Origin of the sequence: Tomitella biformata AHU 1821 (genome assembly GCF_000524475.1) — a bacterium.
Lineage (GTDB): Bacteria > Actinomycetota > Actinomycetes > Mycobacteriales > Mycobacteriaceae > Tomitella > Tomitella biformata.
On record NZ_BAVQ01000036.1, the window covers coordinates 77,443 to 103,750 of the forward strand.

Annotated in this window: 27 protein-coding genes; 24 read left to right on the forward strand and 3 right to left on the reverse strand. The window is 68.0% G+C overall.

Annotated elements, in window-relative coordinates; all coding sequences use genetic code 11:
• Positions 1-8 precede the first annotated feature (8 nt).
• The 20 genes from TBIF_RS12385 to TBIF_RS12480 all read left to right on the forward strand — a co-directional run bounded on the left by TBIF_RS12385 (position 9) and on the right by TBIF_RS12480 (position 20,695).
• Positions 9-1,364, forward strand: coding sequence for an amidase (locus TBIF_RS12385; RefSeq protein ID WP_024795110.1), 1,356 nt, complete (start codon positions 9-11; stop codon positions 1,362-1,364).
• Between the two features lie 269 nt (positions 1,365-1,633).
• Positions 1,634-3,886, forward strand: a complete 2,253-nt coding sequence (gene ftsH / locus TBIF_RS12390; protein WP_024795111.1) for an ATP-dependent zinc metalloprotease FtsH — start codon at positions 1,634-1,636, stop codon at positions 3,884-3,886.
• A 58-nt stretch (positions 3,887-3,944) separates the two neighbouring features.
• Entirely contained in the window at positions 3,945-4,595 is a 651-nt protein-coding gene (gene folE / locus TBIF_RS12395) for a GTP cyclohydrolase I FolE (RefSeq protein ID WP_024795112.1), read from the forward strand.
• Positions 4,592-5,506: a dihydropteroate synthase gene (folP, locus tag TBIF_RS12400; RefSeq protein ID WP_024795113.1), complete on the forward strand. Its 915-nt coding sequence runs from the start codon at positions 4,592-4,594 to the stop codon at positions 5,504-5,506. The genes folE and folP overlap by 4 nt, the downstream gene beginning before the upstream one ends.
• Positions 5,503-5,883: a dihydroneopterin aldolase gene (folB, locus tag TBIF_RS12405; protein WP_024795114.1), complete on the forward strand. Its 381-nt coding sequence runs from the start codon at positions 5,503-5,505 to the stop codon at positions 5,881-5,883. The genes folP and folB overlap by 4 nt, the downstream gene beginning before the upstream one ends.
• A complete protein-coding gene (gene folK, locus TBIF_RS12410; RefSeq protein ID WP_024795115.1) occupies positions 5,880-6,392 on the forward strand; it encodes a 2-amino-4-hydroxy-6-hydroxymethyldihydropteridine diphosphokinase in 513 nt (170 codons plus the stop codon). Before folB ends, folK begins: the two co-directional genes overlap by 4 nt.
• Positions 6,393-6,399: 7 nt before the next feature.
• A complete protein-coding gene (locus TBIF_RS12415; protein ID WP_235174702.1) occupies positions 6,400-6,861 on the forward strand; it encodes a DUF3180 domain-containing protein in 462 nt (153 codons plus the stop codon).
• A 65-nt stretch (positions 6,862-6,926) separates the two neighbouring features.
• Positions 6,927-8,048 (forward strand): DUF6779 domain-containing protein, encoded by a 1,122-nt coding sequence (locus TBIF_RS12420; protein ID WP_024795117.1) that lies wholly within the window; start codon positions 6,927-6,929, stop codon positions 8,046-8,048.
• Between the two features lie 258 nt (positions 8,049-8,306).
• Positions 8,307-9,224, forward strand: a complete 918-nt coding sequence (locus TBIF_RS12425; RefSeq protein ID WP_024795118.1) for a Rossmann-like and DUF2520 domain-containing protein — start codon at positions 8,307-8,309, stop codon at positions 9,222-9,224.
• Positions 9,221-10,168, forward strand: coding sequence for a pantoate--beta-alanine ligase (gene panC, locus TBIF_RS12430; protein WP_024795119.1), 948 nt, complete (start codon positions 9,221-9,223; stop codon positions 10,166-10,168). The genes TBIF_RS12425 and panC overlap by 4 nt, the downstream gene beginning before the upstream one ends.
• Positions 10,169-10,196: 28 nt before the next feature.
• A complete protein-coding gene (gene panD, locus TBIF_RS12435; RefSeq protein ID WP_024795120.1) occupies positions 10,197-10,625 on the forward strand; it encodes an aspartate 1-decarboxylase in 429 nt (142 codons plus the stop codon).
• 2 nt (positions 10,626-10,627) lie between these two features.
• Entirely contained in the window at positions 10,628-11,446 is an 819-nt protein-coding gene (locus tag TBIF_RS12440) for a type III pantothenate kinase (RefSeq protein WP_024795121.1), read from the forward strand.
• A gap of 264 nt (positions 11,447-11,710) precedes the next feature.
• On the forward strand, positions 11,711-12,085 hold the full coding sequence (locus tag TBIF_RS12445) for a rhodanese-like domain-containing protein (protein ID WP_024795122.1): 375 nt from the start codon (positions 11,711-11,713) through the stop codon (positions 12,083-12,085).
• Positions 12,086-12,239: 154 nt separating this feature from the next.
• A complete protein-coding gene (gene lysS / locus TBIF_RS12450; protein WP_268746913.1) occupies positions 12,240-13,715 on the forward strand; it encodes a lysine--tRNA ligase in 1,476 nt (491 codons plus the stop codon).
• A 170-nt stretch (positions 13,716-13,885) separates the two neighbouring features.
• A complete protein-coding gene (locus tag TBIF_RS12455) occupies positions 13,886-14,230 on the forward strand; it encodes a histone-like nucleoid-structuring protein Lsr2 (protein WP_024795124.1) in 345 nt (114 codons plus the stop codon).
• A 177-nt stretch (positions 14,231-14,407) separates the two neighbouring features.
• The gene (locus tag TBIF_RS12460) at positions 14,408-15,325 is read left to right on the forward strand and encodes an esterase/lipase family protein (RefSeq protein ID WP_024795125.1); all 918 of its coding nucleotides are present in this window, start codon (positions 14,408-14,410) and stop codon (positions 15,323-15,325) included.
• A 15-nt stretch (positions 15,326-15,340) separates the two neighbouring features.
• Positions 15,341-16,246, forward strand: coding sequence for an esterase/lipase family protein (locus TBIF_RS12465; RefSeq protein WP_024795126.1), 906 nt, complete (start codon positions 15,341-15,343; stop codon positions 16,244-16,246).
• Positions 16,247-16,302: 56 nt separating this feature from the next.
• Complete coding sequence (locus TBIF_RS12470; RefSeq protein ID WP_024795127.1) at positions 16,303-17,247, forward strand: esterase/lipase family protein; 945 nt, start codon at positions 16,303-16,305, stop codon at positions 17,245-17,247.
• Positions 17,248-17,521: 274 nt separating this feature from the next.
• Positions 17,522-20,089 (forward strand): ATP-dependent Clp protease ATP-binding subunit, encoded by a 2,568-nt coding sequence (locus TBIF_RS12475; RefSeq protein ID WP_024795128.1) that lies wholly within the window; start codon positions 17,522-17,524, stop codon positions 20,087-20,089.
• Between the two features lie 171 nt (positions 20,090-20,260).
• Positions 20,261-20,695 carry an OsmC family peroxiredoxin gene (locus TBIF_RS12480; protein ID WP_024795129.1) on the forward strand — a complete coding sequence of 145 codons (435 nt, stop codon included), beginning with the start codon at positions 20,261-20,263 and terminating at the stop codon, positions 20,693-20,695.
• An 85-nt stretch (positions 20,696-20,780) separates the two neighbouring features.
• Here TBIF_RS12480 and TBIF_RS12485 read toward each other — a convergent pair whose 3' ends face one another.
• Positions 20,781-21,089: an antibiotic biosynthesis monooxygenase family protein gene (locus tag TBIF_RS12485; protein ID WP_024795130.1), complete on the reverse strand. Its 309-nt coding sequence runs from the start codon at positions 21,087-21,089 to the stop codon at positions 20,781-20,783.
• A gap of 180 nt (positions 21,090-21,269) precedes the next feature.
• Here TBIF_RS12485 and TBIF_RS24495 point away from each other — a divergent pair, with 180 nt between their 5' ends.
• A complete protein-coding gene (locus TBIF_RS24495) occupies positions 21,270-21,917 on the forward strand; it encodes a response regulator transcription factor (RefSeq protein WP_024795131.1) in 648 nt (215 codons plus the stop codon).
• 56 nt (positions 21,918-21,973) lie between these two features.
• The gene (locus tag TBIF_RS12495; RefSeq protein WP_024795132.1) at positions 21,974-22,777 is read left to right on the forward strand and encodes an alpha/beta fold hydrolase; all 804 of its coding nucleotides are present in this window, start codon (positions 21,974-21,976) and stop codon (positions 22,775-22,777) included.
• Here the strand turns inward: TBIF_RS12495 and TBIF_RS12500 are convergent, their stop codons facing one another.
• Entirely contained in the window at positions 22,778-23,677 is a 900-nt protein-coding gene (locus tag TBIF_RS12500; RefSeq protein WP_148302254.1) for an HhH-GPD family protein, read from the reverse strand.
• A gap of 100 nt (positions 23,678-23,777) precedes the next feature.
• Here TBIF_RS12500 and TBIF_RS12505 point away from each other — a divergent pair, with 100 nt between their 5' ends.
• The gene (locus TBIF_RS12505; protein ID WP_024795134.1) at positions 23,778-24,404 is read left to right on the forward strand and encodes a carbonic anhydrase; all 627 of its coding nucleotides are present in this window, start codon (positions 23,778-23,780) and stop codon (positions 24,402-24,404) included.
• Between the two features lie 149 nt (positions 24,405-24,553).
• Entirely contained in the window at positions 24,554-25,150 is a 597-nt protein-coding gene (locus tag TBIF_RS12510; protein WP_051461510.1) for a hypothetical protein, read from the forward strand.
• Positions 25,151-25,167: 17 nt separating this feature from the next.
• On the opposite strand, the gene disA is transcribed toward TBIF_RS12510, so the two are convergent.
• Positions 25,168-26,256, reverse strand: a complete 1,089-nt coding sequence (gene disA, locus TBIF_RS12515) for a DNA integrity scanning diadenylate cyclase DisA (RefSeq protein ID WP_024795136.1) — start codon at positions 26,254-26,256, stop codon at positions 25,168-25,170.
• Positions 26,257-26,308 lie beyond the last annotated feature (52 nt).

Below are 26,308 nucleotides of genomic sequence, written 5' to 3' on the forward strand. Positions count from 1 at the left end.
CTTCCGGAATGGTCGATACCTTTTCGGACAACACGGCTGTCGCGATCGCGGCGCGGGTGCGGGCCGGGCGGCAGTCCCCGGTCGACGCCACGCAGCGGGCGCTCGAGTGCATCGCTAGTCGTGACCGCGAGCTCGGCGCGTTCCGGCAGGTCCGCGCGGCCGAGGCGATGGCGGAGGCACATGCGGTCGCCGCCCGCCCGGACCTCGCGACCCTGCCTCTGGCGGGGGTGCCGATCGCCATCAAGGACTCTGTCGCGGTGGCGGGCGAGTCCACCCGCCACGGCTCCGCGGCGACCTCACCGGCCCCGGCTCCGGCCGATCACGAGGTGGTCCGCCGCCTGCGCGCCGCGGGCGCGGTGGTCGTGGGCCTGACCTCGGTGCCGGAGCTGTGTGTGTTCGGCACCACCGACTCCTCGTTCGGCATCACTCGAAACCCGTGGAACCGAGATCGCACGCCCGGCGGCTCGTCGGGCGGCTCCGCGGCCGCCGTCGCGTCGGGCATGATCCCGCTGGCGCACGGCACCGACGGCATGGGGTCCATCCGGATCCCGGCCGCCAACTGTGGGCTCTTCGGCCTCAAGCCCGGCCGCGACGTCGTCCCCTCGGGGGCAGCTCTCGAGACGTGGCACGGCATGTCCGAGTCCGGACCCCTCGCCACCACCGTCGCGGACGCCGCGCTGATGCTCTCGGTACTGGCCGGCCGTCCGTCGCTGGCGAATCCGGACCCCGCACCCGGGCTGCGCATCGGCGTTGCGGCCAACACCCCGAGCCCGCTGGTGCGCCTCGACAAGACCCTCGCGGGCGGGCTGGAGCGGGTCGCCGACGAGCTGATCGGCGCCGGCCACCAGGTGGCGCGGGCACGGCTGCCGTATCCCGCGAGCCCCGTCGGGCTGCTCGCCCGCTGGACCCGCGGGGTCTACGCGGACGCGGAGGGCCTCGACCAGAGCCTGCTGGCCCCGCGCACTCGCCGGCACGCGCAGCTGGGCGCGCTGGTGGAGAGGTTCGGGCTGGCCACAGAAGCGCAGGCTCGCAGGCTTACCTCGGATTTCGAGGAGTTCTTCCAGGAGTTCGACGTCGTCATCACCCCGACGCTCGCGCAGCCCGCGCCGGCCGCCGAGCGCTGGTCGGAGAAGTCGTGGCTCTCGAATACCGTCTCCAACGTGCGGTACGCCTCGTATCCAGCGGTGTGGAACATGCTGGGGTGGCCGGCAGCGAGCGTGCCCGCGGGGATTAGCCACCGCACGGGGCTGCCGATGGCCGTGCAGATCGGCGGCCTCCCGGGCAGCGAGGGCACCATCTTGGCGCTGGCGGCCCAAATCGAGCAGCTGCTGCCGTGGGAGCGCGTGGCGCCGCACTATCGTTGAGGCCCCATAGGGGCTCGCGTCGAATGTGAAGAAGATCCGGTGTTTCGCGCCAAAAGTGTGAATCTTCTTCATGTTCGAGCCAGTGCCGTGCCGGAGCCGAGCCAGGCGGTGCATTGGGCTGGGAACCCCAGCGCGGGCCCGCGCGTTAATCGGACAATGGGCTATCGGTGGCTGCGGACTGCCATGACCGCCCAGGTAGCCTAGAGAATCCGGCGACACCAAGCCGGAACCCATGACTGGAAGGACCTGGCCAGCGCGGCCGACGCTGTATGAACCGTAAGACGGTGTTCCGAAACCTGGCGATCATTGCCGCCCTTCTACTGGCGGTCTGGGTGATCTTCCAGGTCACTGGCAAATCCCAGGAGTTCAAAGAGGTCGACACGTCTGTCGTCATCTCTCAGTTGAAGACCGACAACGTTGAGTCCGCGCAGATCAACGATAAAGAGCAACAGCTCGAGCTGACGTTGAAGGCGGCGGCCGACGATACCGACGGGGCCACGAAGATCGTGGCGAAGTACCCGTCCGGCACGGCCCCCGACCTGTTCGAGGAATTGAACAACTCCAAGATCGGCAAGTACAACACCGTCGTGACCCAGGAGAGCTGGTTCACGTCGATTCTAATGTTCATGGTGCCGATGATCCTGCTGCTGGGGCTGTTCGTCTTCCTGATGAGCCGCATGCAAGGCGGCCGCGGCGGCATGATGGGCTTCGGTAAATCCAAGGCCAAGCTGCTGACCAAGGACATGCCGAAGACCACGTTCGATGATGTCGCGGGGGCCGACGAGGCCGTCGAGGAGCTCTACGAGATCAAGGACTTCCTGCAGAATCCGGCCCGCTACCAGGCCCTGGGCGCGAAGATCCCCAAGGGCGTCCTGCTCTACGGCCCGCCCGGGACCGGCAAGACGCTGCTGGCCCGCGCGGTCGCGGGCGAGGCTGGCGTCCCGTTCTACACAATGTCCGGCTCCGACTTTGTCGAGATGTTCGTTGGCGTCGGCGCGTCCCGAGTGCGCGATCTGTTCGAACAGGCCAAGGCGAACTCGCCCTGCATCATCTTCGTCGACGAGATCGACGCGGTCGGCCGCCAGCGTGGCGCCGGCATGGGCGGCGGGCATGACGAGCGTGAGCAGACGCTGAACCAGCTCCTCGTGGAAATGGACGGCTTCGGCACCACCACCAATGTCATCCTGATCGCCGCCACCAACCGACCCGACATCTTGGACCCGGCGCTGCTGCGTCCCGGCCGCTTCGACCGGCAGATCCCCGTCACCGCCCCGGACCTCGCGGGCCGGCGCGCGGTGCTGAAGGTGCACTCGGTGGGGATGCCGATCGCGCCCGACGCCGACTTGGACGGGCTGGCCAAGCGCACCTCCGGCATGTCCGGCGCGGATCTGGCCAACGTGATCAACGAGGCCGCGCTGCTCACCGCGCGGGAGCACGGCACCGTCATCACCGGCGAGGCCCTCGAAGAGTCGGTGGACCGGGTCATCGGCGGGCCGCGCCGCAAGAGCCGCATCATCAGCGAGCACGAGAAGAAGATCACGGCCTACCACGAGGGCGGACACGCGCTCGCCGCATGGGCGATGCCGGATATCGAGCCCGTCTACAAGGTGACAATCCTGGCGCGCGGGCGCACTGGTGGCCACGCGCTCACCGTCCCCGAGGACGACAAGGGCTTGATGACCCGCTCGGAGATGATTGCCCGGCTGGTGTTCGCCATGGGCGGGCGCGCGGCTGAGGAGCTCGTCTTCCAGGAGCCGACCACCGGCGCATCCTCGGACATCGACATGGCCACCAAGGTTGCCCGCTCAATGGTCACCGAGTATGGCATGAGCGCAAAGCTCGGCGCTGTCCGGTACGGGCACGAGCAGGGCGATCCTTTCCTGGGCCGGTCCATGGGCCGCCAGGCCGAGTACTCCCTCGAGGTGGCACACGAGATCGACGAGGAGGTGCGCGCCCTGATCGAGGCCGCGCACACCGAGGCGTGGGCCATCCTCAGCGAGTACCGCGAGGCGCTCGACGCCGTCGCCGGCGAGCTGCTGGAGCGCGAGACCCTGCACCGCAAGGATCTCGAGCAGATCTTCAGCACGGTCGTCAAGCGCCCCCGCATCACCACGTTCAATGAGTTCGGGACGCGGACCCCGTCGGACCAGCCGCCGATCAAGACCCCCGGCGAGCTGGCGATGGAGCGCGGCGAGCCGTGGCCCCCGCCCGCGCCGGTGCCCGCGTTCCGCCGACCGCCCCCGGAGGCCAACGGCACCACGCCGGAGCCGGGCGCCCATGCGCTGCCACAGCCGGCCCCGCCCGCGGGACCGAACTATGGTGCCCCTCCGGGCTGGCATGCGCCGGGGTGGCCGCCGTCCCCCAAGCAGCCCGTGCCGCACCAGCCTGGACCCCGGCAAGCCGGTCCACAGCGTCCCGAGGAGTGGCACCCCGGAGCGCAGAATCCGCAGCTCGGACCCGGCCAGGTGGACCCGCCGGTGGCCAATGGGCAAGACTGGAGCACTGACGACGGCTCGCGGTAGGCGACCGGATAAATCGAGCGGCCCGCGATGCGCGGATCGCCGCTATTGACCGCCCTTCATGGAGGTGCACGGAGTGCTCACGCAGAACAGCGTTGGCAGTGATTCGTCTGTCGACGAGTCAGGCGCCGGGCTCCCGGTTCGCCATTTCGATCAGGCGCGGGCCGAGGCCGCGGTGCGGGAGCTACTCCTCGCGTTGGGCGAGGACCCGGACCGCCCCGGGCTGGTGCAGACGCCCGCGCGGGTCGCGCGGGCGTACCGCGAGACTTTCGGCGGGCTCTACTGCGACCCGGACGCGGTGCTGGAGACGGTGTTCGATGAGAACCACCAGGAGCTGATCGTGGTGCGCGACATCCCGATCTACTCCACCTGTGAGCACCACCTGGTGCCCTTCCACGGCGTCGCGCATGTTGGCTATATCCCGGGCGAGCACGGGCAGGTCACGGGCCTGTCGAAGCTCGCGCGGGTGGTCGACCTCTACGCCAAGCGTCCCCAGGTGCAGGAGCGGTTGACGAGTCAGGTCGCCGACGCCCTCATGAACAAGCTCGACCCGCGCGGGGCGATCGTCGTGATTGAGGCCGAGCACCTGTGCATGGCGATGCGCGGCATCCGCAAGGCGGGCGCCACCACCACCACCTCGGCCGTGCGCGGGCTGTTGAAGACCAGCGCCACCTCTCGGTCTGAGGCCCTGGACCTGATCCTGCGCAAGTGAGCTCCGCACCGCTCGATTACGGGGGGCGCTGCGCGGTCTTCGGCGTCCTGAATGTCACGGCCGACTCCTTCTCCGACGGCGGCCGCTATCTGGACCGCGACGCGGCCGTCGCGCACGGCCTGCGGCTGTGCGCGGAGGGCGCGGACTACATCGACGTGGGCGGCGAGTCCACCAGGCCCGGCGCGCACCGCGTCACGGCCGACGTGGAGTCCGCGCGCGTTGTGCCGGTGATCGCGGCGCTGGCCGCGGCTGGAGTCCGGGTCAGCGTCGACACGATGCGAGCCCGCGTGGCCGCCGACGCCCTTGAGGCGGGCGCGGCCATAGTCAACGATGTCTCCGGCGGACGGGCCGACACAGACATGGCGCGCGTGGTCGCGCAGGCGGGCGCGCCCTGGATCCTCATGCACTGGCGGGCCGATGGCGAGTATGTGCAGGCCGGCGGCCGCGCGGAGACGGGCGACGCCAGCGTGGTCGACGTGGTTCTCGACGAGCTGCGCCAGCAGGCGGACCTCGCGATCGCGGCGGGTGTGGACGCGTCGGCGCTGGTCCTCGACCCAGGCCTGGGCTTCGCGAAGACCGCCGACGACAACTGGGCGCTGCTGCGCGAACTGCCGCGACTGATCGACGTCGGCTTCCCGGTGCTGGTGGGCGCATCCCGAAAACGATTCCTCGGCGGGCTGCTCGCGGGCCCCGACGGCCAGCCGCGCGAGCCCGCAGGCCGCGAGGTCGCCACTGCCGTGATCAGCGCCCTTGCCGCGGAGCACGGGGCGTGGGGCGTGCGGGTACATGACGTCCGGGCATCCCTCGACGCGATCGCGGTGGCCAGCGCATGGTCGACGGCGGGGCACTCCGCGGCTGGGCCCACTGCGCGCAGGAACCCCGAGCCCCCGACCCCCAGGAGATCCACGTGACCGAGATTACCGGCGACCGCATCGAGCTGCGTGGTCTGACCGTCCGCGGCAACCACGGGGTGTTCGAGCATGAGAAGCGCGACGGCCAAGACTTCCTGATCGACCTCGTTGTGTGGTTCGACCAGCGCGCGGCCGCCGCCTCCGACGATCTGGCGGACACGGTGGACTACGGCGCGCTGGCGCAGGGGGCCGCGGACATCGTGGCAGGCCCGACTCGGGACCTCATCGAGACCGTCGCAGCGGAGATCGCCGAGCACGTCATGGGCGATGCACGGATCACGGCGGTCGAGGTCACCGTCCACAAGCCGTCGGCGCCCATCCCCCTGGTCTTCCAAGACGTCGCGGTGGTGGCGCGCCGGACCCGGGGCCGGCGTTGACCCGCGCGGTGCTGTCTATCGGCACCAACCTGGGTGACCGTCTGGGCAACCTGCAATCGGTCCTCGACACGCTCGGACCGCGCGTGATCTCCGTCTCGCCGGTGTACTCCACCGCACCGTGGGGCGGGGTGGACCAGCCGGACTTCTACAACGCCACGCTGATCGCGGACGCCCCCGGCCTCGACGAGTGGGGCTGGCTGCGGCTCGGCCAGGACCTCGAGGCTCGGGCCCACCGGGTGCGCGAGGTGCGATGGGGCCCGCGGACCCTCGACGTCGACGTCATCACCTGCGCCCGCGACGGCGTCCAGATCGTCAGCCAGGACCCCGAGCTGCTGCTGCCGCACCCGCGCGCCCGTGAGCGGGCTTTCGTCCTGCGCCCCTGGCTCGATGTGGACCGCGACGCCGTCCTGGGCGGCGACTCGGTCGCGGCGCTACTCGCCGCGCTGCCCGCGCGGGAACGCGACGGAGTGGCACAGGTGGCGGAGCGATTGGCGATCGCCAATGTATGAGCTGCGCGTGACCCGGATCCGTGACCTGCTGCTGACGGCACTGGCGTGCACGGCGCTGGGCTGGGTCCTGGCCAATTCGCTCTATGGCAGCCTGCCGGCCGTCCACCTGCTGGTGGGCCTGCCGCTACTGGTGCTGGCGTTGGCGGAGGTCGGGCTCGGCGGGTATCTCCGGCGGCGCATCGCACACCGCGAGATCGGCTCGGGCCTGCACGAGACCCATCCGATCACCGTCGCCCGCAGCGCGGTCCTCGCAAAGGCATCGGCCTGGGTGGGCGTGTTCACCGCGGGTCTGTGGGCAGGGCTGCTGATCTACCTGGTCCCGGAGTCCTCCCGCCTGCACGCCGCGGAGGCCGACCTGCCAGGAGTGATTATCGGGCTCATCGTGGGAGCGCTGCTCGCCGCGGCGGCGGTGTGGCTGGAACGCGGCTGCGTCACCCCGCCGCAATCCACGCTCGATGGCGCAGGTTAGTGCAAAATGGAGAATCGCCGCCCGCCCTCTACGAACCTGGCGGCGGCTAACGGTATGTTGTCGACATGACCGATTCCGGCCGCGCCACCTCCCCACGCCCGAACCGTCGCGAGACGGCTCGTCGCGAGCCGGGCCGCAAAACCGTCCGTAGCCAGAGCAAACTCCAGCTGTTGCTGGGCGCGCTCATCTTCCTGGCGGTGGCGGCCAGCATCGTGATGGTCTTCACCGACAGCGTCACCATGCTCCGGATCGGCCTCGTCGCCGCGCTGTGGGCCGCCGTCATCGGCTCGATCGCCATGACGAAGTATCGGAAGGACTCCGAGAACGACGCCGCGAAGACTCGCGACCTCAAGCTGGTCTACGAGCTGCAGCTGGAGCGGGAGATCTCCGCCCGCCGCGAGTACGAGCTGGTGGTCGAGACGCAGGTCCGCCGGCAGGTCGAGGAGCAGGTCCGCGTCGAGTCCACCGAGGAGCTGATCGGGCTCCGCGAGGAGATTTCCGCGTTGCGCTCCAGCCTGGAGGCGCTGTTCGACGGCGAGCTGCCGGACGAGCGGACCGCTGTGCGCGCGGAGTCCCACCGTCTGCAGGAGCTCGCCGGCGCACCCGGCCGGCTGGTCGCGGCTCAGGCCGCCGACCTCCCCCCGATCGAGGACGTCGCTCTCGCCCAGGACGAGGACGCGGAGGGCTTCGAGCCGGACTACGAGGGCTACCGCCAGGCCGCGCAGACCGTGATCCCGGGCATCGCCGACGCCGATGATGACCCGCAGACCGCTGAGACGCAGATCCTGTCCGCCGAGGAGATCGCGGCCCAGGGCTACGGGGTCCAGGGCTCCACCGTTTCGGACGCCGCAGCGGTGGAATACGACGCCGAGGACTACAGCACTGACGGCCAGGCGCTCGAGGTCGATGAGGTCGAGGTCGGTGAGGTCGAGGACCACGACGTCGAGGAGCACGCCGACGGGGATTATGCGGCAGACGATGACGCCGACGACGATGACGCCGACGACGAGGACGAGGCCGGCGAGGTCGAGGTAGAGCTTGACGATGCTGAGGAAGACCTCGCGGATGACTCCGAGCATTCGGTGCGAGCGGGCGGACGCTCCGTCGCGGACTTGATGGCCCGGCTACAGGCGAATGGGACCTTGCCGGAGAGCGGTGGCCGTCGCCGGCGCCGCTCCGAGGATTGAGTCCGACCCGAGAAGCTCCGAGCCGATAGGCCTTAGCCGCCCCCGCTGCCGCGCCGCAGCGGGGGCGGCTCGCATTAGTGGCGGGGACCGGGGACTGGGCCGTGGGGTGGGGAGTGAGTTGTCTCACCGTGGGCGCCATCCGAGCGGCCACCACGATATTCTCGAGCGGTACGTCCGGTACCTGCCCTGCAGGACTGGAACGCCTCTGGAAGGACTACTCGAGTGTCTGCACTCGGACAGGCTCCCGGTCTGGGCAACATGCCCGGCCCCGATAACGAGACCGATTGGCCGCGGCCTGCGCGCCTGACCGTCGGCGTGATCTCCGCTGGGCGTGTCGGCTCAGCTCTCGGCGCCGCTCTCGAGCGCGCCGGGCATGTCGTCACCGCTGTCGCCGCTATCTCCGAGGCCTCCCTGGACCGCGCCCGCACGCGCCTGCCCGACACCCCGGTCCGCCCAGCCGTGGAGGTCGCGGCCGGCGCGGAGCTGCTCATCCTCGCGGTTCCGGACACCGAGCTTGAGGGCCTGGTCCGCGGACTCGCAGCCAGCGACGTCAGCTTCCGCAGCCGCATCGTGCTGCACACCTCCGGGGCGCAGGGGATCGGGGTGCTCGCGCCGCTAGCGGCGCGCGGCGCGATCTGCCTGGCGATCCACCCCGCGATGACCTTCACCGGCCACGAGGGCGACGTCGACCGCCTCATCTCCGCCTGCTTCGGCATCACCGCGCCCGACGAGGTCGGCTTCGCCATCGCCCAATCACTCGTCCTGGAGATCGGCGGGGAGCCTGTGCACGTGCCCGAGGCCAACCGCACGCTCTATCACGCGGCCCTCGCCCACGGCGCCAACCACCTGGTGACACTGGTCAACGACGCGGTGGCTGCGCTATCGCACGCGCTCGACGGCCAGGGCCTGCTGGACCAGGATGCCGCGGCCGGTGTGCCGCAGCGGATCCTCGCCCCGCTGTTGTCCGCGGCCCTCGACAACGCCCTGCGCTATGGCGATGCGGCACTCACCGGCCCCGTTGCACGGGGGGACGCCGACGCCGTGGCCCGGCACCTGCGGGTGCTGGAGCAGGACGACACACGCATCGCCGCCAGCTACCGCGCGCTCTCACTACGCACCGCCCAGCGCATTGGCGCATCGCCCGAACTGATCGAGCAGTTGGAGGAATTGCAGTGACCCGACCAAAATCCCGCGGCTACGTGCCCGGGGAGCTGACGGTGCACCACGATCCGGCGGACATCGCCGCGGTCTCCCGCGCGCTGCGCGGCGTCGGCCGGCAGATCGTGCTGGTGCCCACCATGGGCGCGCTGCACGCCGGACACATCGAGCTGGTGCGCCACGCCAAGCGGACTCCCGGCTCGGTGGTGATCGTCTCGGTCTTCGTCAACCCGCTGCAGTTCGGCGCTGGCGAGGACCTCGACGCGTACCCGCGCACCCTGGATCAGGACCTCGAATTGCTGCGTGCGGAGGGGGTCGAGCTCGTATTCGCACCCACCGCCGCGCAGATGTACCCGAGGGGCCCACGCACGATGGTCCATCCGGGGCCGCTGGGCGCGGAGCTGGAGGGCGGCGCCCGGCCGACACACTTCGGCGGGATGCTCACGGTCGTCTGCAAGCTGTTCACGATCACCAGCCCGCACAGCGCGTACTTCGGCGAGAAGGACTACCAGCAGCTGACGCTGATCCGGGAGATGGTCGGCGACCTCAACCTGGACGTGCGCGTTGTCGGCGTGCCCACGGTCCGCGAGGCCGACGGCCTCGCGCTGTCCTCCCGCAACCGCTACCTCAGCGCGGAGCACCGCGCACTGGCGACGACGCTCGCCGCGGCCCTGGTCGCCGGCGCGCATGCCGCGGGCGACGGCGGTCAGGCCGTGCTGGACACCGCCCGTGCCGTCCTGGCAACCGCGCCGGAGCTCGAGGTCGACTACCTCGAGCTGCGCGGCCTGGATCTGGGTCCTGCGCCGGAGCTGGGGGACGGGCGGCTGCTCATCGCGGCACGACTGGGCGGCACCAGGCTCATCGACAATGTCGGGGTGCCCATCGGCGTCGGCTTCACTGGCTCGGACACCCCCGGTGTCCCCGAGGACGAGCTCACAGCTAGCCACTTCCAAGACAACTAGTCCGCACACTCCTAACCGAGAGGCCAACATGTTCCGCACAATGCTCAAGTCCAAAATCCACCGCGCGACGGTCACCCACGCGGACCTGCATTACGTCGGCTCCGTCACGGTTGACGCGGACCTGATGAAGGCCGCCGACCTCTACGAGGGCGAGCAGGTCGCCATCGTCGACATCAACAACGGCAACCGCCTCGAGACCTACGTGATCACGGGCGAGCCAGGCTCGGGGGTCATCGGCATCAACGGCGCGGCCGCGCACTTGATCGACCCGGGCGACCTCGTCATCCTCATCTCCTACGCGATGATGGACGAGAAGGAGTGCCGCGAGTTCGAGCCCCGCGTCGTGTTCGTCGACGAGCTCAACCGGCCCGTGGACCTCGGCTCCAACCCCGGCCACGCGCCGGCCGACTCGGGCCTGGTCAGCATGCAGCACGTCCTCGAGCCCACCCTGGCCTGACGTTGCTCCTGGCCATCGATGTCGGCAACACCAATCTGTCCCTCGCGGTCTTCGAGGGACAGGGTGCCGACGCGGATGTGGTGCTGCGCCGCCGGATGCGCACGGACGCGCGACTGACCTCGGACGAGATCGCGCTGACCGTGAACGGCCTGCTGGGCCGGCACGCCGAGCGGATCACTGGAATCTCCGCGCTGTCCACGGTCCCGTCGGTGCTGCGTGAGATGCGGATGATGCTCGACCGCTATTGGCGAGACCTGCCGCAGGTCGTCGTCGCCCCCGGCGTGCGCACCGGGGTGCCGCTGCAGGTCGACAACCCGAAGGAGGTGGGCGCGGACCGCGTGATGAACGCGCTCGCCGCGCATCACCTCTTCGCGTGCCCGACGATCGTCGTGGACTTCGGCACCTCCACCCGCGTGGACGTGGTCACCGGCGACGGCGAGTTTCTGGGCGGCGCCATCGCCCCCGGCATCGACATCTCCGTGGACGCGCTCACGGCCGCAGGCGCCGCGCTGCGCAAGGTCGAGCTGGTGCGTCCGCGCTCGGTGATCGGGAAGTCCACCGTGGAATGCCTGCAGTCCGGCGTCATCTTCGGCTTCGCCGGGCAGGTAGACGGCCTCGTCCGGCGCGTGCAGCGCGAACTGCCCGAGTTCGACTCCGACGACGTGGCCGTGGTCGCCACCGGCGGCCTGGCCAGCCTGGTGATCGACGAGTGCGAGACCATCACCGACCACGAGCCCGACCTCACCGTCACGGGGCTGCGGTTGGTGTTCGAACGCAACCAGGCCGGGACGCGGGCCGGCCGGCGCAATGTCCGCGGCTGATCGCTGGCAATTGCTCGGATCCTATGGCATTATTCACGATGTGATTGCTCGCAGTGTGGCCCCGCAGAACGCCTTTGGCGTCCCTGTCGGCGTCGCCGCCTGCGTACGGGCCTGCAGTGCCTTGGAGTGTTGTCGAGGCTGACCTCCGCCTCGACCATCCCTCACTCCTGGAGTTCTCCCATGACTGCTTTCTTGGCAGATCTGTCTGTTTCTGCCCTTTCCCCTCCCACGACCCGGCCCGCTGGCTATTCCCGGCCACTACGCGTGGCCGCCACCGACCTGTCTGCTGCGGTACTGCGTGGTGCCGTCGTCGTCGATATTCGGCCCCAATCGGCCCGAGCCGTGGAGGGCACGCTGCCCGGCGCACTGGCCATCGAGCCGGCACTGCTGGCGGACCGCCTGGACTCGTCGGCGCCCACCCGACTGGCCCTCGCCGTCGACCAGGACGTCGAGTGGGTGCTGGTCAGCAGCGACGGCAGCGTCTCCGCACGCGTCGCCACTGCGCTGCAGCAATTGGGCCTACGCAACGTCGTGGACGTCGCGGGCGGCTATCGCGCGCTCCGGGCGGAAGGCGGGGTGGGTGCGGTGTCCTCGGCGCAGCACCTGCGTCGGGAAGCGCGGTCGATCTCAGCGCACTAGCCGTAATCGCGGGTGCCGGCCGGGTAGTGCGTGCCGGACACCACGTGACGCCCAACACGCACTACCCTGAGTCACCGTGAGTGATAACGCGTCAGCCCAGCCGCAGCCTTCCCCCGCCGCCACTTCGGCCGCGGTCGAAGATCCGTCGAATGCGATTCCGGAGCAGCATCGGATCCGCATGGAAAAACGCGAGCGGATGCTCGCGGAGGGCTTGGACCCGTACCCGGTCTCGGTCCCGCGCACCCATTCCCTGGCAGAGATTCGCGCGGCTCACCCCGCGCTCGAACCCGATACCCAGACCGGCGACATTGTCGGTATCTCGGGCCGGGTCATCTTTCTCCGCAACACCGGAAAATTGTGCTTCGCCACCCTGCAGGAGGGCGACGGCACGCAGTTGCAGGCGATGATCAGCCTGGCCGGCGTGGGGGAGGAATCCCTGGCGCAGTGGAAGGCGTTCGTCGACCTCGGCGACATCGTCTTTGTGCACGGTGAGGTGATCAGTTCTCGCCGTGGCGAGCTCAGCGTGATGGCGGCTTCCTGGACGATGGCTTCGAAGTCGCTGCGTCCGCTGCCCGTCGCGCATAAGGAAATGAGCGAGGAATCACGTATCCGCCAACGCTACGTTGATTTGATCGTGCGTCCAGAAGCGCGCCGTATCGCCCGTGAGCGAATCGCTGTGATGAGTTCGCTGCGCGCGGCGATGACCAAGCGAGGCTTCCTTGAAGTCGAGACGCCGATGTTGCAGACTGTGCACGGCGGGGCCGCCGCCCGGCCTTTCGCGACCCATTCAAACGCGCTAGACCTTGAGTTGTTCCTGCGTATCGCACCGGAGCTATTCCTGAAGCGCTGTGTGGTCGGCGGCATTGACCAGGTTTTCGAGATCAACCGGAATTTCCGCAATGAAGGCGTCGACTCGACGCATTCGCCGGAGTTCGCGATGCTTGAGACCTATCAGGCATATGGCACATATGACGATTCGGCACGTATGACCCGGGAGCTTGTGCAGGAGATTGCCGATGACGTATTCGGTACTCGCGTGCTGACCTTGGTGGACGGCAGCACGTATGACATTAGTGGGGAATGGGCCACGCTAGAGATGTACCCGTCACTCTCCGCGGCGCTGGGGACGGAGATCACCCCGGACACTACTATTGCCGAACTGCTAGCGCATGCGGACAAGCTGGGGGTCGAGGTGCCCAAGAAGGCCGTCAACCACGGCAAGCTGGTCGAAGAGCTCTGGGAGTTCCTGGTGGGCGACCATTTGACCGCGCCGACCTTTGTCCGCGACTTCCCCGCGGAGACGTCGCCGTTGACCCGGCCGCATCGCACAATCAAGGGTGTTACCGAGAAATGGGACCTCTACGTGCGGGGATTCGAGCTCGCCACCGGATATTCCGAATTGGTAGATCCCGTTATCCAACGCGAGAACTTCCTGGCCCAGGCGCAGTTGGCGGCAGACGGCGATGTCGAGGCGATGGCACTCGACGAGGAGTTCCTGGCCGCAATGGAGTTCGCGATGCCGCCGACCACCGGAACGGGAATGGGCGTCGATCGATTGCTGATGGCGCTGACCGGTCTGGGAATCAGGGAGACCATCCTGTTTCCAATGGTGAAGCCCGCTACCGATTGACTGTCCAGTCAATTCGTTGACTGGGTTCAGCGTAATTGATCAGGCTCGAAGCCCGAAGTTCTGCAATATCTGTTGAAGCGAGTACTCTCGTATTCAGGGGATAGGGTCAATTGAAGAATTGCCTCTGAATACAACTGCTTTCGGACATGCAAGCAAGGGATGAGGGTGTAATGGCCAAGAAGGTTACCGTGACGTTGGTGGACGATATCGACCTGGAGTCGACCGCCGACGAGACCGTAGAGTTCGCGCTCGACGGCGTGACGTACGAGATTGATCTGTCGGATGCGAATGCCACAGCGCTCCGTGAGAGCCTGGCAACCTGGATTGCCAGCGCACGACGCTCCGGCGGCCGTCGCAAGACCGGTGTCCGTCCGACGGTTGGCGTTCGCAGTGGTGCATCGCACCGCGAGGAGACCGCAGCCATTCGCAGCTGGGCGCGGGAGAACGGGTTCACCGTCTCGGCGCGTGGCCGCATCCCCACCGAGGTGCTCGACGCCTACCAGAAGGCCAGCTGAACTAACGGCGCCTAGCCGTTGAAGTGCTAGCGGGTGCCCTCGCCAATCCACGGATTGGCGAGGGCACCCGTTTTCGCGCCCGTTGCGCCAGAAATGCTGCCCATTGTGCTGGACAATGCTCGATTTCGTGTTAACTTCGGCACACGCTATTTCCGGCGTGAACCGTGAGGGGTCTCGATGCGCACACTGTGGTCCACGGCGTTTATGGCCGTGGGTGTGATTGCCCTCCTGGCCGGCGCGACAGCAGCGGCGGCCGACCCACTCCCGGTGCCGCCAACCTTCTTCTCTGGCATCGGCCCTGAGCTCGGCAATCCCGGCGGGGACCTCCCCGGAGTCAACGAGTGGGACTGCCGGCCCGGCGCCGCGCATCCCAATCCCGTGATCCTGGTCCACGGCACCGCCGGCGGCGCGCAGACGAACTGGGGCCCGATGGCCCCGCGGCTGAAGAACGAGGGTTACTGCGTCTACGCGCTGACCTACGGCTCGATTCCCGGGTCGCCCTGGCCGGTCAACCAACTCGGCGGGCTCATGCGGATGGACGACAGCGCGGCGGAGTTATCCGCCTTTGTGGACAAAGTGCTGGCGGCCAGCGGGGCGAAGGAAGTGGACTTCGTCGGGCACTCGCAAGGCACGCTGATGCCGAACTACTACGTCAAGGAGCTCGGCGGCGCGGAGAAGGTCGGCCGATACGTCTCGCTGGCGCCGATGTGGAACGGCACGGGCATGGAACTTGGCGGCGAGGTCCTCGGCGACAGCGCCAGCGTGGCGGACGCGCTGAAGCCGTACGCGGTGGGGCAGATGATCGACGGTCCAGGCTTCTTGGCGCAGATGCACGCCGGCGGGGTTTACGCGCCGGGGGTGCAGTACACCAACATCATGACCCGCTACGACGAGCTGGTGCTGCCGTATACCTCCGGATATGTCGAGGGCCCGAACGCCACAAACATCGTGGTGCAGGACGAGTGCGCGCAGGACTTCTCCGATCATCTCGCCATCGCGGCTTCTGTGCGCGCGCAGCAGTACGTGCTCAACGCCCTCGACCCCGACCACGCCCAGCCCGTGCCCTGTGTGTTCGTGCCACCGATCTTTGGCTGATATCCCGTGCGCAGGCTGTCGAGAGTGCTCCTGGGACTAGCCGTCGGTCTCGCCGTGGCTGTCGGCGGGGGATCCGCGCAGGCGGGGCCGCTGCCCGTGCCGCCGACGTTCTTCGCCGGCATCGGGCCTGAGCTGGTCAATCCCGGCGGCGACCTGCCAGGGGTGAACGAATGGGACTGTGAGCCCAGCGTCGCGCATCCGAACCCGGTGGTCCTCGTGCACGGGCAGGCCGGCGGTGCGCAGACGAACTGGGGCGCGCTGGCCCCGCGCCTGAAGAACGAGGGCTATTGCGTGTATGCGCTCACCTACGGGGCGCTGCCGGGCTCCCAGTGGCCGGTCAGCGCGCTCGGCGGCCTAGCTCCGATGGAGGACAGCGCTGCGGAGCTCGCGTCGTTCGTGGACCGCGTCCGCGCCGCGAGCGGGGCCCAGAAGGTGGACCTCGTCGGACACTCGGAGGGCACCCTGATGCCCAACTATTACGTGCAGAACCTCGGCGGGGCGGAAAAGGTGGACCGGTACGTCTCGCTGGCCCCAGAATGGCTCGGCGGCGGTCCGCGCGCGGAGGACCCGTTCGCGGATCTGACCGGACCGGATGGGCAGTTGTTATGCGTCGCCTGCGCGCAGCAAGACAACGGCTCGGAATTCCTCAACCGGATGCATGAGCGCGGCCTCTACGCGGCTGGCGTCACCTACACGAACATCATGACCCGCTATGACGAGCTGGTGACGCCATACACCAACGGATATGCGCCCGGTCCCAACGCGACAAACATCGTGGTGCAGGACGAGTGTGCGCAGGACTTCTCCGACCACCTCGCCGTCGCGGCATCTGTGCGCTCGCAGCGGTATGTGCTGAACGCCCTCGATCCCGCGCACGCTCAGCCGGTGCCGTGTGTGCTAGTGCTGCCCGTGCTGGGCTGAGTCCGAACCGGAAGGGCCCCGACCTCAACCCGAACACTAGAAGAAGTGGGTGCGCAATGCGGAAACTATGGTCAACAGTACCGATTCTCATCGCCGGGTTCGCCCTGGTGGCGGGGGCTGTTCCCGCGGCCGCGGAGCCGGAGGCGGTGCCCGGCGGGTTTTATGCCGGCTACGCGGCCGAGGCCGCCAACCCCGGTGGGAATCTGCCCGGCATCAACGACTGGGACTGCAAGCCCTCGGCCGAGCACCCGCAGCCTGTGGTCCTGGTGCACGGGCTCACCGCCAACCGCCAGATCAACTGGGTGCCAATGTCGGGCGCGCTGGTCCGCGAGGGTTATTGCGTGTTCGCGCCCACCGTCGGGGTGCTGCCGCACGCGACGGAATACCCGCTGAACGTCATCGGCGCGGTGGGGGACATGCGAGGAGCCGCCGCCGAGCTCGCCGTCTTCGTCGAGCAAGTGCTGGCGGCGACGGGGGCCGAGCAGGTGGACCTCGTCTCGCACTCCACCGGCACCCTGCTGGCCGGCTATTACGTCAAGGTCCTCGGCGGTTCCACCGACGTCGACAACCTCATCGCGCTCACTCCGGTGTGGCGGGGCAACGAGGCCTATGGCGCTGGCGTCGCGCTCGAGGTGATGGACCAGCTCGGCATCCGGAACCAGACGCTGGCCTTGTGGGACCCGATCTGCCCGGCCTGCCTGCAGATGGCGAAGGGCTCGGACTTCATGAACGAGATCACCGACGGCGGCCCCTATGCGCCGAACGTGCAGTACACGAACGTCATGACCCGCTATGACGAGCTGGTGATGCCGTACACCGCCGGCTACGTGGAGGCGCCGAACGCCGTGAACATCGTTCTCCAGGACACCTGCGAGCAGGATTTCTCCGACCATGTGGCAGTCGGGTCGTCGGTGCGGGCGCAGCAAATCGTGCTGAACACGCTGGACCCAGCCCACGCGCAGCCCGTCCCGTGCGTGTTCGTGCCGCCCTTCGTCGGCTGAATGCCGACGGATTAGCTGTCTGGGACGCCAGAATGGCGCTGTTCGCTGGTGGCGTACCGCTGGTGGTAATGAATCGCTGACGTGCGACGTTGGTACTAGCAGTGCCCAATCAAGGAGCGGTTGCGCGCAGGAGGGACATCTGCGCGCGGTCTAGGCCACTACAGTGTGTTGTGGGGTGGTGGAGCCGTTGTCGGACAAGTCGACATGCGGTCGCCAGGCCATTGCCACTGAAGCAACTGCCATTTACCCAGCTGCCGAAGAGTGAGGAAGAGCAATGTTCGAGAGGTTTACCGACCGCGCACGGCGCGTCGTCGTCCTGGCTCAAGAAGAAGCCCGGATGCTCAACCACAACTACATCGGCACCGAGCACATTCTGCTCGGCCTCATCCATGAGGGTGAGGGCGTTGCGGCGAAGGCTCTGGAGTCCCTGGACATCTCCCTAGAGGGAGTGCGCAGCCAGGTCGAGGAGATCATCGGGCAGGGCCAGCAGGCGCCGTCCGGACACATCCCCTTCACCCCGCGCGCGAAGAAGGTCCTGGAGCTCTCGCTGCGCGAGGCGCTCCAACTCGGCCACAACTACATCGGCACCGAGCACATCCTCCTGGGCCTGATCCGCGAGGGCGAGGGCGTCGCCGCGCAGGTCCTGGTCAAGCTCGGCGCCGACCTGAACCGGGTCCGCCAGCAGGTCATCCAGCTCCTGTCTGGATACCAAGGCAAAGAAGGGTCAGAAGGCTCGGGCACCGCCGGCACCCGCAGCAGCGACAGCGGCACGCCATCGACCTCCCTGGTCCTGGACCAGTTCGGCCGCAACCTCACACAGGCCGCCATCGAGGGCAAGCTCGACCCCGTCATCGGACGCTCCAAAGAGATCGAGCGCGTGATGCAGGTGCTCAGCCGCCGCACCAAGAACAACCCGGTCCTGATCGGCGAGCCCGGCGTCGGCAAGACGGCCGTCGCCGAGGGGCTGGCGCAGGCCATCGTCAACGGTGATGTGCCCGAGACGCTCAAGGACAAGCAGCTCTACACGCTGGACCTGGGCTCGCTCGTGGCCGGCAGCCGCTACCGCGGCGACTTCGAGGAGCGCCTGAAGAAGGTCCTCAAGGAGATCAACACCCGCGGCGACATCATCTTGTTCATCGATGAGTTGCACACCCTCGTCGGCGCTGGCGCCGCCGAGGGCGCCATCGACGCGGCCTCGATCCTCAAGCCCAAGCTGGCGCGTGGCGAGCTGCAGACCATTGGCGCGACCACGATCGACGAGTACCGAAAGTACATCGAGAAGGACGCCGCGCTCGAGCGCCGCTTCCAGCCGGTGCAGGTGGGCGAGCCCTCCGTCGAGCACACCATTGAGATCCTCAAGGGCCTGCGCGACCGCTACGAGGCACACCACCGCGTGTCGATCACCGATGGCGCGCTCGTTGCCGCGGCGACCCTCGCGGATCGCTACATCAACGACCGCTTCCTGCCGGACAAGGCGATCGACCTCATTGACGAGGCGGGCGCCCGAATGCGAATCCGACGGATGACCGCGCCGCCAGACCTGCGCGCATTCGACGACCGCATCGCCGATGTGCGTCGTGAGAAGGAGTCCGCGATCGACGGGCAGGACTTCGAGAAGGCCGCCAGCCTGCGCGATCAGGAGAAGCAGCTCATCGCGCAGCGCGCCGAGCGGGAGAAGCAGTGGCGTTCCGGAGACCTCGACGTCGTCGCGGAGGTCGACGAGGAGGAGATCGCAGGGGTTCTCGGCAGCTGGACCGGCATCCCCGTGTTCAAGCTCACCGAGGAGGAGACCACCCGCCTGCTGCGCATGGAGGATGAGATCCACAAGCGCATCATCGGCCAGAACGAGGCCGTCGCGACGGTGTCCAAGGCGATCCGCCGCACCCGTGCGGGCCTCAAGGACCCGAAGCGTCCCTCGGGCTCGTTCATCTTCGCCGGCCCGTCCGGTGTGGGTAAGACGGAGCTGTCGAAGGCGCTCGCGAACTTCCTGTTCGGTGACGACGACGCGCTGATCCAGATCGATATGGGCGAGTTCCACGACCGCTTCACCGCGTCGCGCCTGTTCGGTGCCCCTCCCGGCTACGTCGGCTACGAGGAGGGCGGCCAGCTCACCGAGAAGGTCCGCCGCAAGCCGTTCAGCGTGGTGCTCTTCGATGAGATCGAGAAGGCGCACCAGGAGATCTACAACACGCTTCTGCAGGTGCTCGAGGAAGGTCGTCTCACCGACGGCCAGGGCCGCACGGTCGACTTCAAGAACACCGTGCTGATCTTCACCTCGAACCTGGGCACCGCCGACATTTCGAAGGCGGTGGGCCTCGGCTTCACCTCCGGCAGCGGTGAGGGCGACAACTACGAGCGCATGAAGCTCAAGGTGCACGACGAGCTGAAGAAGCACTTCAAACCGGAGTTCCTCAACCGCATCGACGACATCGTGGTCTTCCACCAGTTGACGCGCGATCAGATCATCCAGATGGTGGACCTGCTGATCGGCCGCCTCGAGGTGCAGTTGAAGCAGAAGGACATGGCGCTCGAGATGACCGAGCAGGCGAAGTCTCTGCTGGCCAAGCGCGGCTTCGACCCGGTGCTGGGCGCGCGGCCGCTGCGTCGCACGATCCAGCGCGAGATCGAGGACCAGCTGTCCGAGAAGATCCTCTTCGGCGAGGTCAGCGCGGGCGACATCGTCCTGGTCGACGTCGAGAACTGGGACGGCGAGGGCGAGGGCGACAAGGCGAAGTTCACGTTCGCGTCCTCTCCTCGGCCCTCAGAGGTGCCGGACACCCCGGCCGAGGCGATGGTCTCGATCACCAAGGCCGAGCCCACGGTGGAGCCCACCGCTGAGTGATCGCGGCGTTGATCGATTGAGTTAGTCCAGAACGAAAGTGCGGGCGGCCCCTCGGGGCCGCCCGCACTTTCGGCTATCCGCGGCGCGGACCGTGACCAGGCAGTGACATTGGCGCGCAAACAGACAAGGATGAGGCTTGCTCAGTGATGTCAGACTTCGAGAGGACAGCTCATGCCTACACGTAGCGCACGCACCGATTGGACAGGAACCTTCGCCGAGGGGTCAGGCAAGGTGGAGTTGACCAGTTCGGGGCTGGGCACGTTCACAACCTCGTTCCCGACCCGCTCCGCAGACACCGCGAATGGCTCCACCAGCCCGGAGGAGCTCATCGCCGCCGCGCATTCCGCCTGCTATGCGATGCAGCTGTCCGCCATCATCGGCGAGGCTGGCGGCACACCGATCGCGCTAGACGTGACCGCGGACGTCACGCTGGGCCCTGACACCCCCGGCTTCAAGCTGACTGGAATCAAGCTCACGCTTCGCGGTGAGGTGGAGGGCCTGGACGCGGAGGGCTTCGCGAAGGCTGCCCAGTTGGCCAAGGAGATGTGCCCGGTGAGCAAGGCGCTGACCGGCGTGGAGATCACGCTGGATGCCGCACTGGTTTAGTCAAACAAAGACGCGACGGTGCCGACCTCTCGTGAGGTCGGCACCGTCGCGTCTTTGTATTTGCGATCAGGTGTACTGCCGGAGATCAGGAACGGGCGCTGACCTCTTGGACAACCTCGAACTCGAGAAGCGCGGCTCCAGTCGCGACGGGCTTGCGCTGCTCGCCGGCGTGGGCGGCCTGGGCGCGGCCGCCGGACCAGCCCTGGAACGCTTCCTCGGACTCCCACTCCGTCACCACGAAGTAGCGGTCCTCGCCCTGGACCGGGCGGAGGAGTTGGAAGCGGATGAACCCGGGCGAGCCTTCGACGGCACCGGCCCGGGCAGCAAAGCGCTGCTCGAGTTCGGGGCCTGAGCCGGCGGGGATCTCGATGGCATTGATCTTCACGACAGTCATGAGGCCGAGGCTACCGGCGTGGAGATATTGGCGGCCGGGCCGGCCGTCTCAACAGCATCGGGGGGTTGGTTCTCGCGCTCCGGATCAATGTCAGAGCCTGCCCGTAGGGTCCGCAACATGTAGTCAGAGTCGACTTTGGGCGACGAGGGGATGTGTTAGGAAAACTTGTGGAAGCGGCAGATGGCAGGGGTGGACGAACTGCATTCAATGGTTGGCGTGGTGGTCTTTGACGACGACCATTATCGGGGATTGGGCCTGGCATCGGCGCTCTTGGACTCAGAGGGTATCGACGTCGTCGGGGTAGTCACCAGCGCGGCCGAGCTTGCGCTGGCCATCGGTATGCACGGTCCGCAAGTGGTGTTGATGCGGACAGCAGAGGCGGTGAACTACCCCCACACGCGAACTGTCGCCGGCGGGGAAGTCCGGGTCATCGCGGTGGCACTGCCCACGGACAGCGCCGAGTGGCTCCGCGCGGCGGGCACTCGAGTGCACGGCATTGTGTGCGGCCAAGATCCGCCAGAGCTGATTGAAGAGGCGGTGCGAGTCGTGGCCGGTGGAAATATGTGGATGAACCACCGCATGTGGGGGCGCATCGTGCCAGATAAGGGCGGGGCCAGGTATGTGGATCAGCTGGCAGACTTGACCGATCGCGAGCGCCAGGTCTTGGTGACACTGGCGAGCGGGCGATCGAACAAGGAGATCGCGGAAACGCTATTTCTTGGTGTGACCACGGTGAAAACGCATATCTCGGCGATCATGGCGAAGGTCAACGCCCAGAACCGGATTGAATTGGCGTTGGTCGCCTATCGCGGGGGACTAGTGCGGTAGCTGCCAACGGATAGGTCAGGGAAGGCGCGGGCCACGGTGGCGTAGCGTGCGAAGTCGTGGACAACCGATCACAGGAATTCGACCGACTGGGCGTCAGCGATTGGGGCGGCTCTGGCCCGCCGATCCTGCTACTGCACGGGCTGATGGGGCGTGGCCGGGCATGGGCTCCACACGTGGACTGGCTGCGCGAGTACGGGCGGGTGTTCACGCTGGACGCGGCCTGGCATCGAGGGCGCGAGGTCACCGAGGCCCCGGACGCGCAGAACATGCGGACCGAGCGGTTCGTCGCCGACGCGGCCGATGCGCTCGAGGCGATCGGGAGTGGTCCGGCCATCGTCATCGGCCACTCCATGGGGGGACTGCACGCGTGGTGCCTCGCAGCGGCCCGGCCGGACCTGGTGGCGGCGATCGTCGTCGAGGACATGGCGCCGGACTTCCAAGGCCAGACGACCCAGCCCTGGGACGCCTGGTTCGACAGTTGGCCGGTGGAGTTCACGGACAAGAGCCAGGTGATGGGGATGTTCGGGGAGGTCGCGGGCAACTATTTCCTGGACTCGTTCGATCGCACCGATGCCGGGTGGCGATTGCACGGCGAGATCGTGCATTGGCGCGAGGTGGCGCAGCATTGGGGGACCCGGGACTATTGGGCGCAGTGGGCGGCGGTATCGGCCCCCGCGCTCCTGATCGAGGCGGAGTTCTCCCTAGCCCCAGCCGGCCAGATCCAGCGCATGGCCGAGATGCCGAGGTCGGGTGTGGCCCGCCATGTCCGAGTAGACGGCGCGGGCCACTTGGTTCAGGCGGATGCGCCGGAGGTGTACCGCGGCGCGGTCGAGGCGTTCCTATCGGAGGTCCTCGGCTGATTAGCCCGGCGACAACTCCCCGGGCAGGGCGAACAGGCCAGTGTCGGTCTGCTCGATCAGCCCATCCACCAACAACGAGTCGAGGGCGCGGTCGCGTTGGCCGGGGTCGACGGTCCAGGCGAGGTCGAGCAGAGTCCGGTCGACCGGGCCCGGGGCGTCGCGCAGCACATCCAGCAGCCGGCCGCGGGCCTGGCGATCAGTCCCCTCGAAGCGCTGAGTGGGTCGTTTCGGGCCATCGTAGGTGGGGAATCCTGCTGCGCGCCAAGCGCATTCGGGGAGCGGGCAGCGGTCGCAGCCGGGCTTGCGGGCGGTGCAGACCAGAGCCCCCAGCTCCATCAGGGCGGCCGAGTACTGCGCCGCGCGACGTTGGCCCACCGGTAGCGCCGCGGCGACATCGGCCAGGTCGCGGGTGGTGGAGGCGGGCCCCGGATCGCCCTGGCCGTGCACGGTGCGGGCGATGACGCGGCGCACGTTGATATCGACCACGGGGACCCGCTGGCCGTAGGCGAAGCATGCGATCGCCCGGGCGGTGTACGCGCCCACGCCGGGCAGGCCCAGCAGCGTGTCCACGTCGGCCGGGACCTCGTCGCCGTGCTGCTCGGCGAGCACCCGGGCGCACTCGTGCAGCCTGAGCGCCCGGCGCGGATAGCCGAGCTTGCCCCAGGCGCGCAAAACCTCGGCGGGGCTGGCGGCGGCCATCGCGGAGGGGGTGGGCCAGCGCCGCGTCCAGTCGAGCCAGATCGGCAGCACGCGGGCGACAGGGGTTTGCTGCAGCATCACCTCGCTGATGAGGATGTGCCAAGCAGGGGTGCCGCGGAGCCGCCACGGGAGATCGCGGCCCTGGTCGGCAAACCACGAGATGAGCACCTCGGAGTCGGGGTGCTGCGGGGCTCTCGCCACGTCGATACTCCTATACCTACTGGTCAGTAACTATTCTGGCGCGGAAGCCGTAACCCCTCCCGGTGGAAATTCGGATGCGAACCGGGTCCATACTCGAAGCATGCCTAACTCAACACCCACTACCGCATGGCACGCCCTCAAGGAGGGTAACCGCCGGTTCGTCTCCGGCGAGTCCATCCACCCGTCGCAGAGCATCGCGACACGAAATTCGCTGGTGAACGAACAGCACCCCACTGCGGTGATCTTCGGCTGCGGCGACTCGCGGGTGGCGGCCGAGATCACCTTCGACCAGGGCCTGGGCGACATGTTCGTGGTCCGCACCGCGGGGCACGTCATCGACAGCTCCGTGCTCGGCTCCATCGAGTACGCCGTGGAGATCCTGGACGTCCCCCTGGTGATCGTGCTAGGCCACGACAGCTGCGGCGCGCTGTCGGCCACCCTCGACGCGCTGGACCAGGGCGTCGTGCCCGGCGGATTCATCCGCAGCGTGGTGGAGCGGGTGATCCCCTCGGTCCTGATCGGCCGCAAGGAGGGCCTCACCACAGTCGACGAGCTCGAGGGGCGGCACGTCATCGAGACGGGCAAGCTCCTGATGCAGCGCTCGAGCATCATCTCGGACAGGGTCGAGAAGGGCGAGTGCGCGATCGTCGGCGTCACCTACACCTTGACCGACGGCTGCATGAAGCTACGCGATGTCATCGGCGATGTGGGCGAAGCCGCAATCTAGTACGGGCGACACGCCGCGCGCGGTCCAGCTCGGACCGCGCGCGCTCGCCTAACGTGGGGCCTGTGTTGGAACCTCAGGGCCCGTTGCCCGAAACTACCTATAGGCGCAGGCGTGCTGTCGCAATCGGCGGGGCGCTTGTCGTCCTGATCGTGGTTATCTTGCTCCTGGCCACGCAGTGCGGCGGATCGGATGCGCCAGCGGACAACGCCGCGAGCACCAGTTCGTCGGAGACTGCGACCGTCACCGACAAGTCCACGACGGCGACCTCCTCATCCACGGCTGCGGCGACCACTACTGCCGATCCTGCCGAGGAGGAGCAGGCGCGGCAGGCTGAGGCGGCCGCCATCGCGCAGGGCCAGTGCCCGGATTCCGCGATCGGCATCACCGTGGCCCCGGAGAAGCCGAATTACACCGCAGGGCAGCAGCCCCGGTTCTTCACGACAATCACCAATATCGGCAACGCGCCCTGCACCAGGGATCTCAGCGACAAGCTGACCCCCAACGTGGTCACCTCGCTCGACGGCCAGACCCGTGTGTGGGCAAGCACCGACTGCTTCCCCGGCGGCGAAGGCAAGATCGTCACCCTGCAGCCCGGCAAGCAGGAGCGCACCCAGATCGACTGGTCTGGGACCACCTCCACCGAGGGCTGCTCCGCGGATCGAGTGCCGGTGGGCCCCGGCGCATATTCGGTCACCGCCTACAGCGCGGGCAAGGCGAGCGCGCCGGAGACCTTCAACATCGGCTGACGGCGCCAGCCAGTCGACTAGCCGAACCGCTCCGCGATGCCGGCCTCCGCGAGCCGCGAGAGGCCCTCGCGGATGTGCCGGGACCAGACCTCGCCGATGCCGTCCACCGAGTAGAGGTCCGCGGCGGTGGTGGCGAGCAGGTCCTGAAGGGTGCCGAACGACTCCACGAGACGGTCCACCTGGATGTATTGCAGGCGGGGAATCCTGGTGAGCAGCCGATACCCGCGCGGCACCAGCGGCGAGTCGAGGGCCTCGATCGTCGGGGGGTAGCCGAACGTGCGGGCCAGCGTCGTCAGGTCGAGGAGATCGGCGTCCGTAAGCTGGTCGATGGCCTCCAGCGTGGCGCGGACCTCCTTGCTGTCGGGACGGACCTCGCCGGGCAGGTAGTCGCGCACCAGCAGCTCGCGGGCGGTGTCCTTGTTGCCGACCAACTCTTCGAGCTGGAGGGCCAGCTGCCGGCCGTCGGTGCCCAACTCGATGACGTTCTTCTCGATCTCCTGGGATAGCCGCCGGACCATCTCCAGCCGCTGCACCACTGTCAGCGCGTCGCGCAGTGTGACGAAATCTTCGATCTCGCTCACCGACAGCTGGCGGTTCACCTCGTCGAGGCGGATCCGGTAGCGCTCCAGGGTGGCGACAGCCTGGTTGGCGCGGGACAGGATGGTGCTGGAGGTCTCCAAGACATGGCGCAGGCCGCCGATGTACACGCTGACGATGCTCATGGACTGGCTGACAGAGATCACGGGATAGCCGGTCTGGATCGCGGTGCGCTCGGCGGCGCGGTGGCGGGTGCCGGATTCCTCGGTGGGCAGACTGGGATCGGGGACTAGTTGGACATTGGCGCGCAGGATCCGGCTGCCGTCGGTGGAGAGCACCACGGCGCCGTCCATCTTGGACAACTCGCGCATGCGAGTGGGCGCGAAACGGACGTCGAGCTCGAAGCCGCCGTCGCAGATGGACTCGACCAGGTCGTCGTAGCCGAGCACGATCAAGGCGCCGGTGCGGCCGCGCAGGATGCGTTCGAGGCCGTCCCGCAGCGACGTGCCGGGGGCCAACCTGGCGATAGTGTCGCGGAGCCCCGCAGTGGTGCGGCTCTGGTGTTCCATGGCTCCATCCCCTCGCATGACAGAAGACCGTGGCAAACCGCCTTTGTGGGGT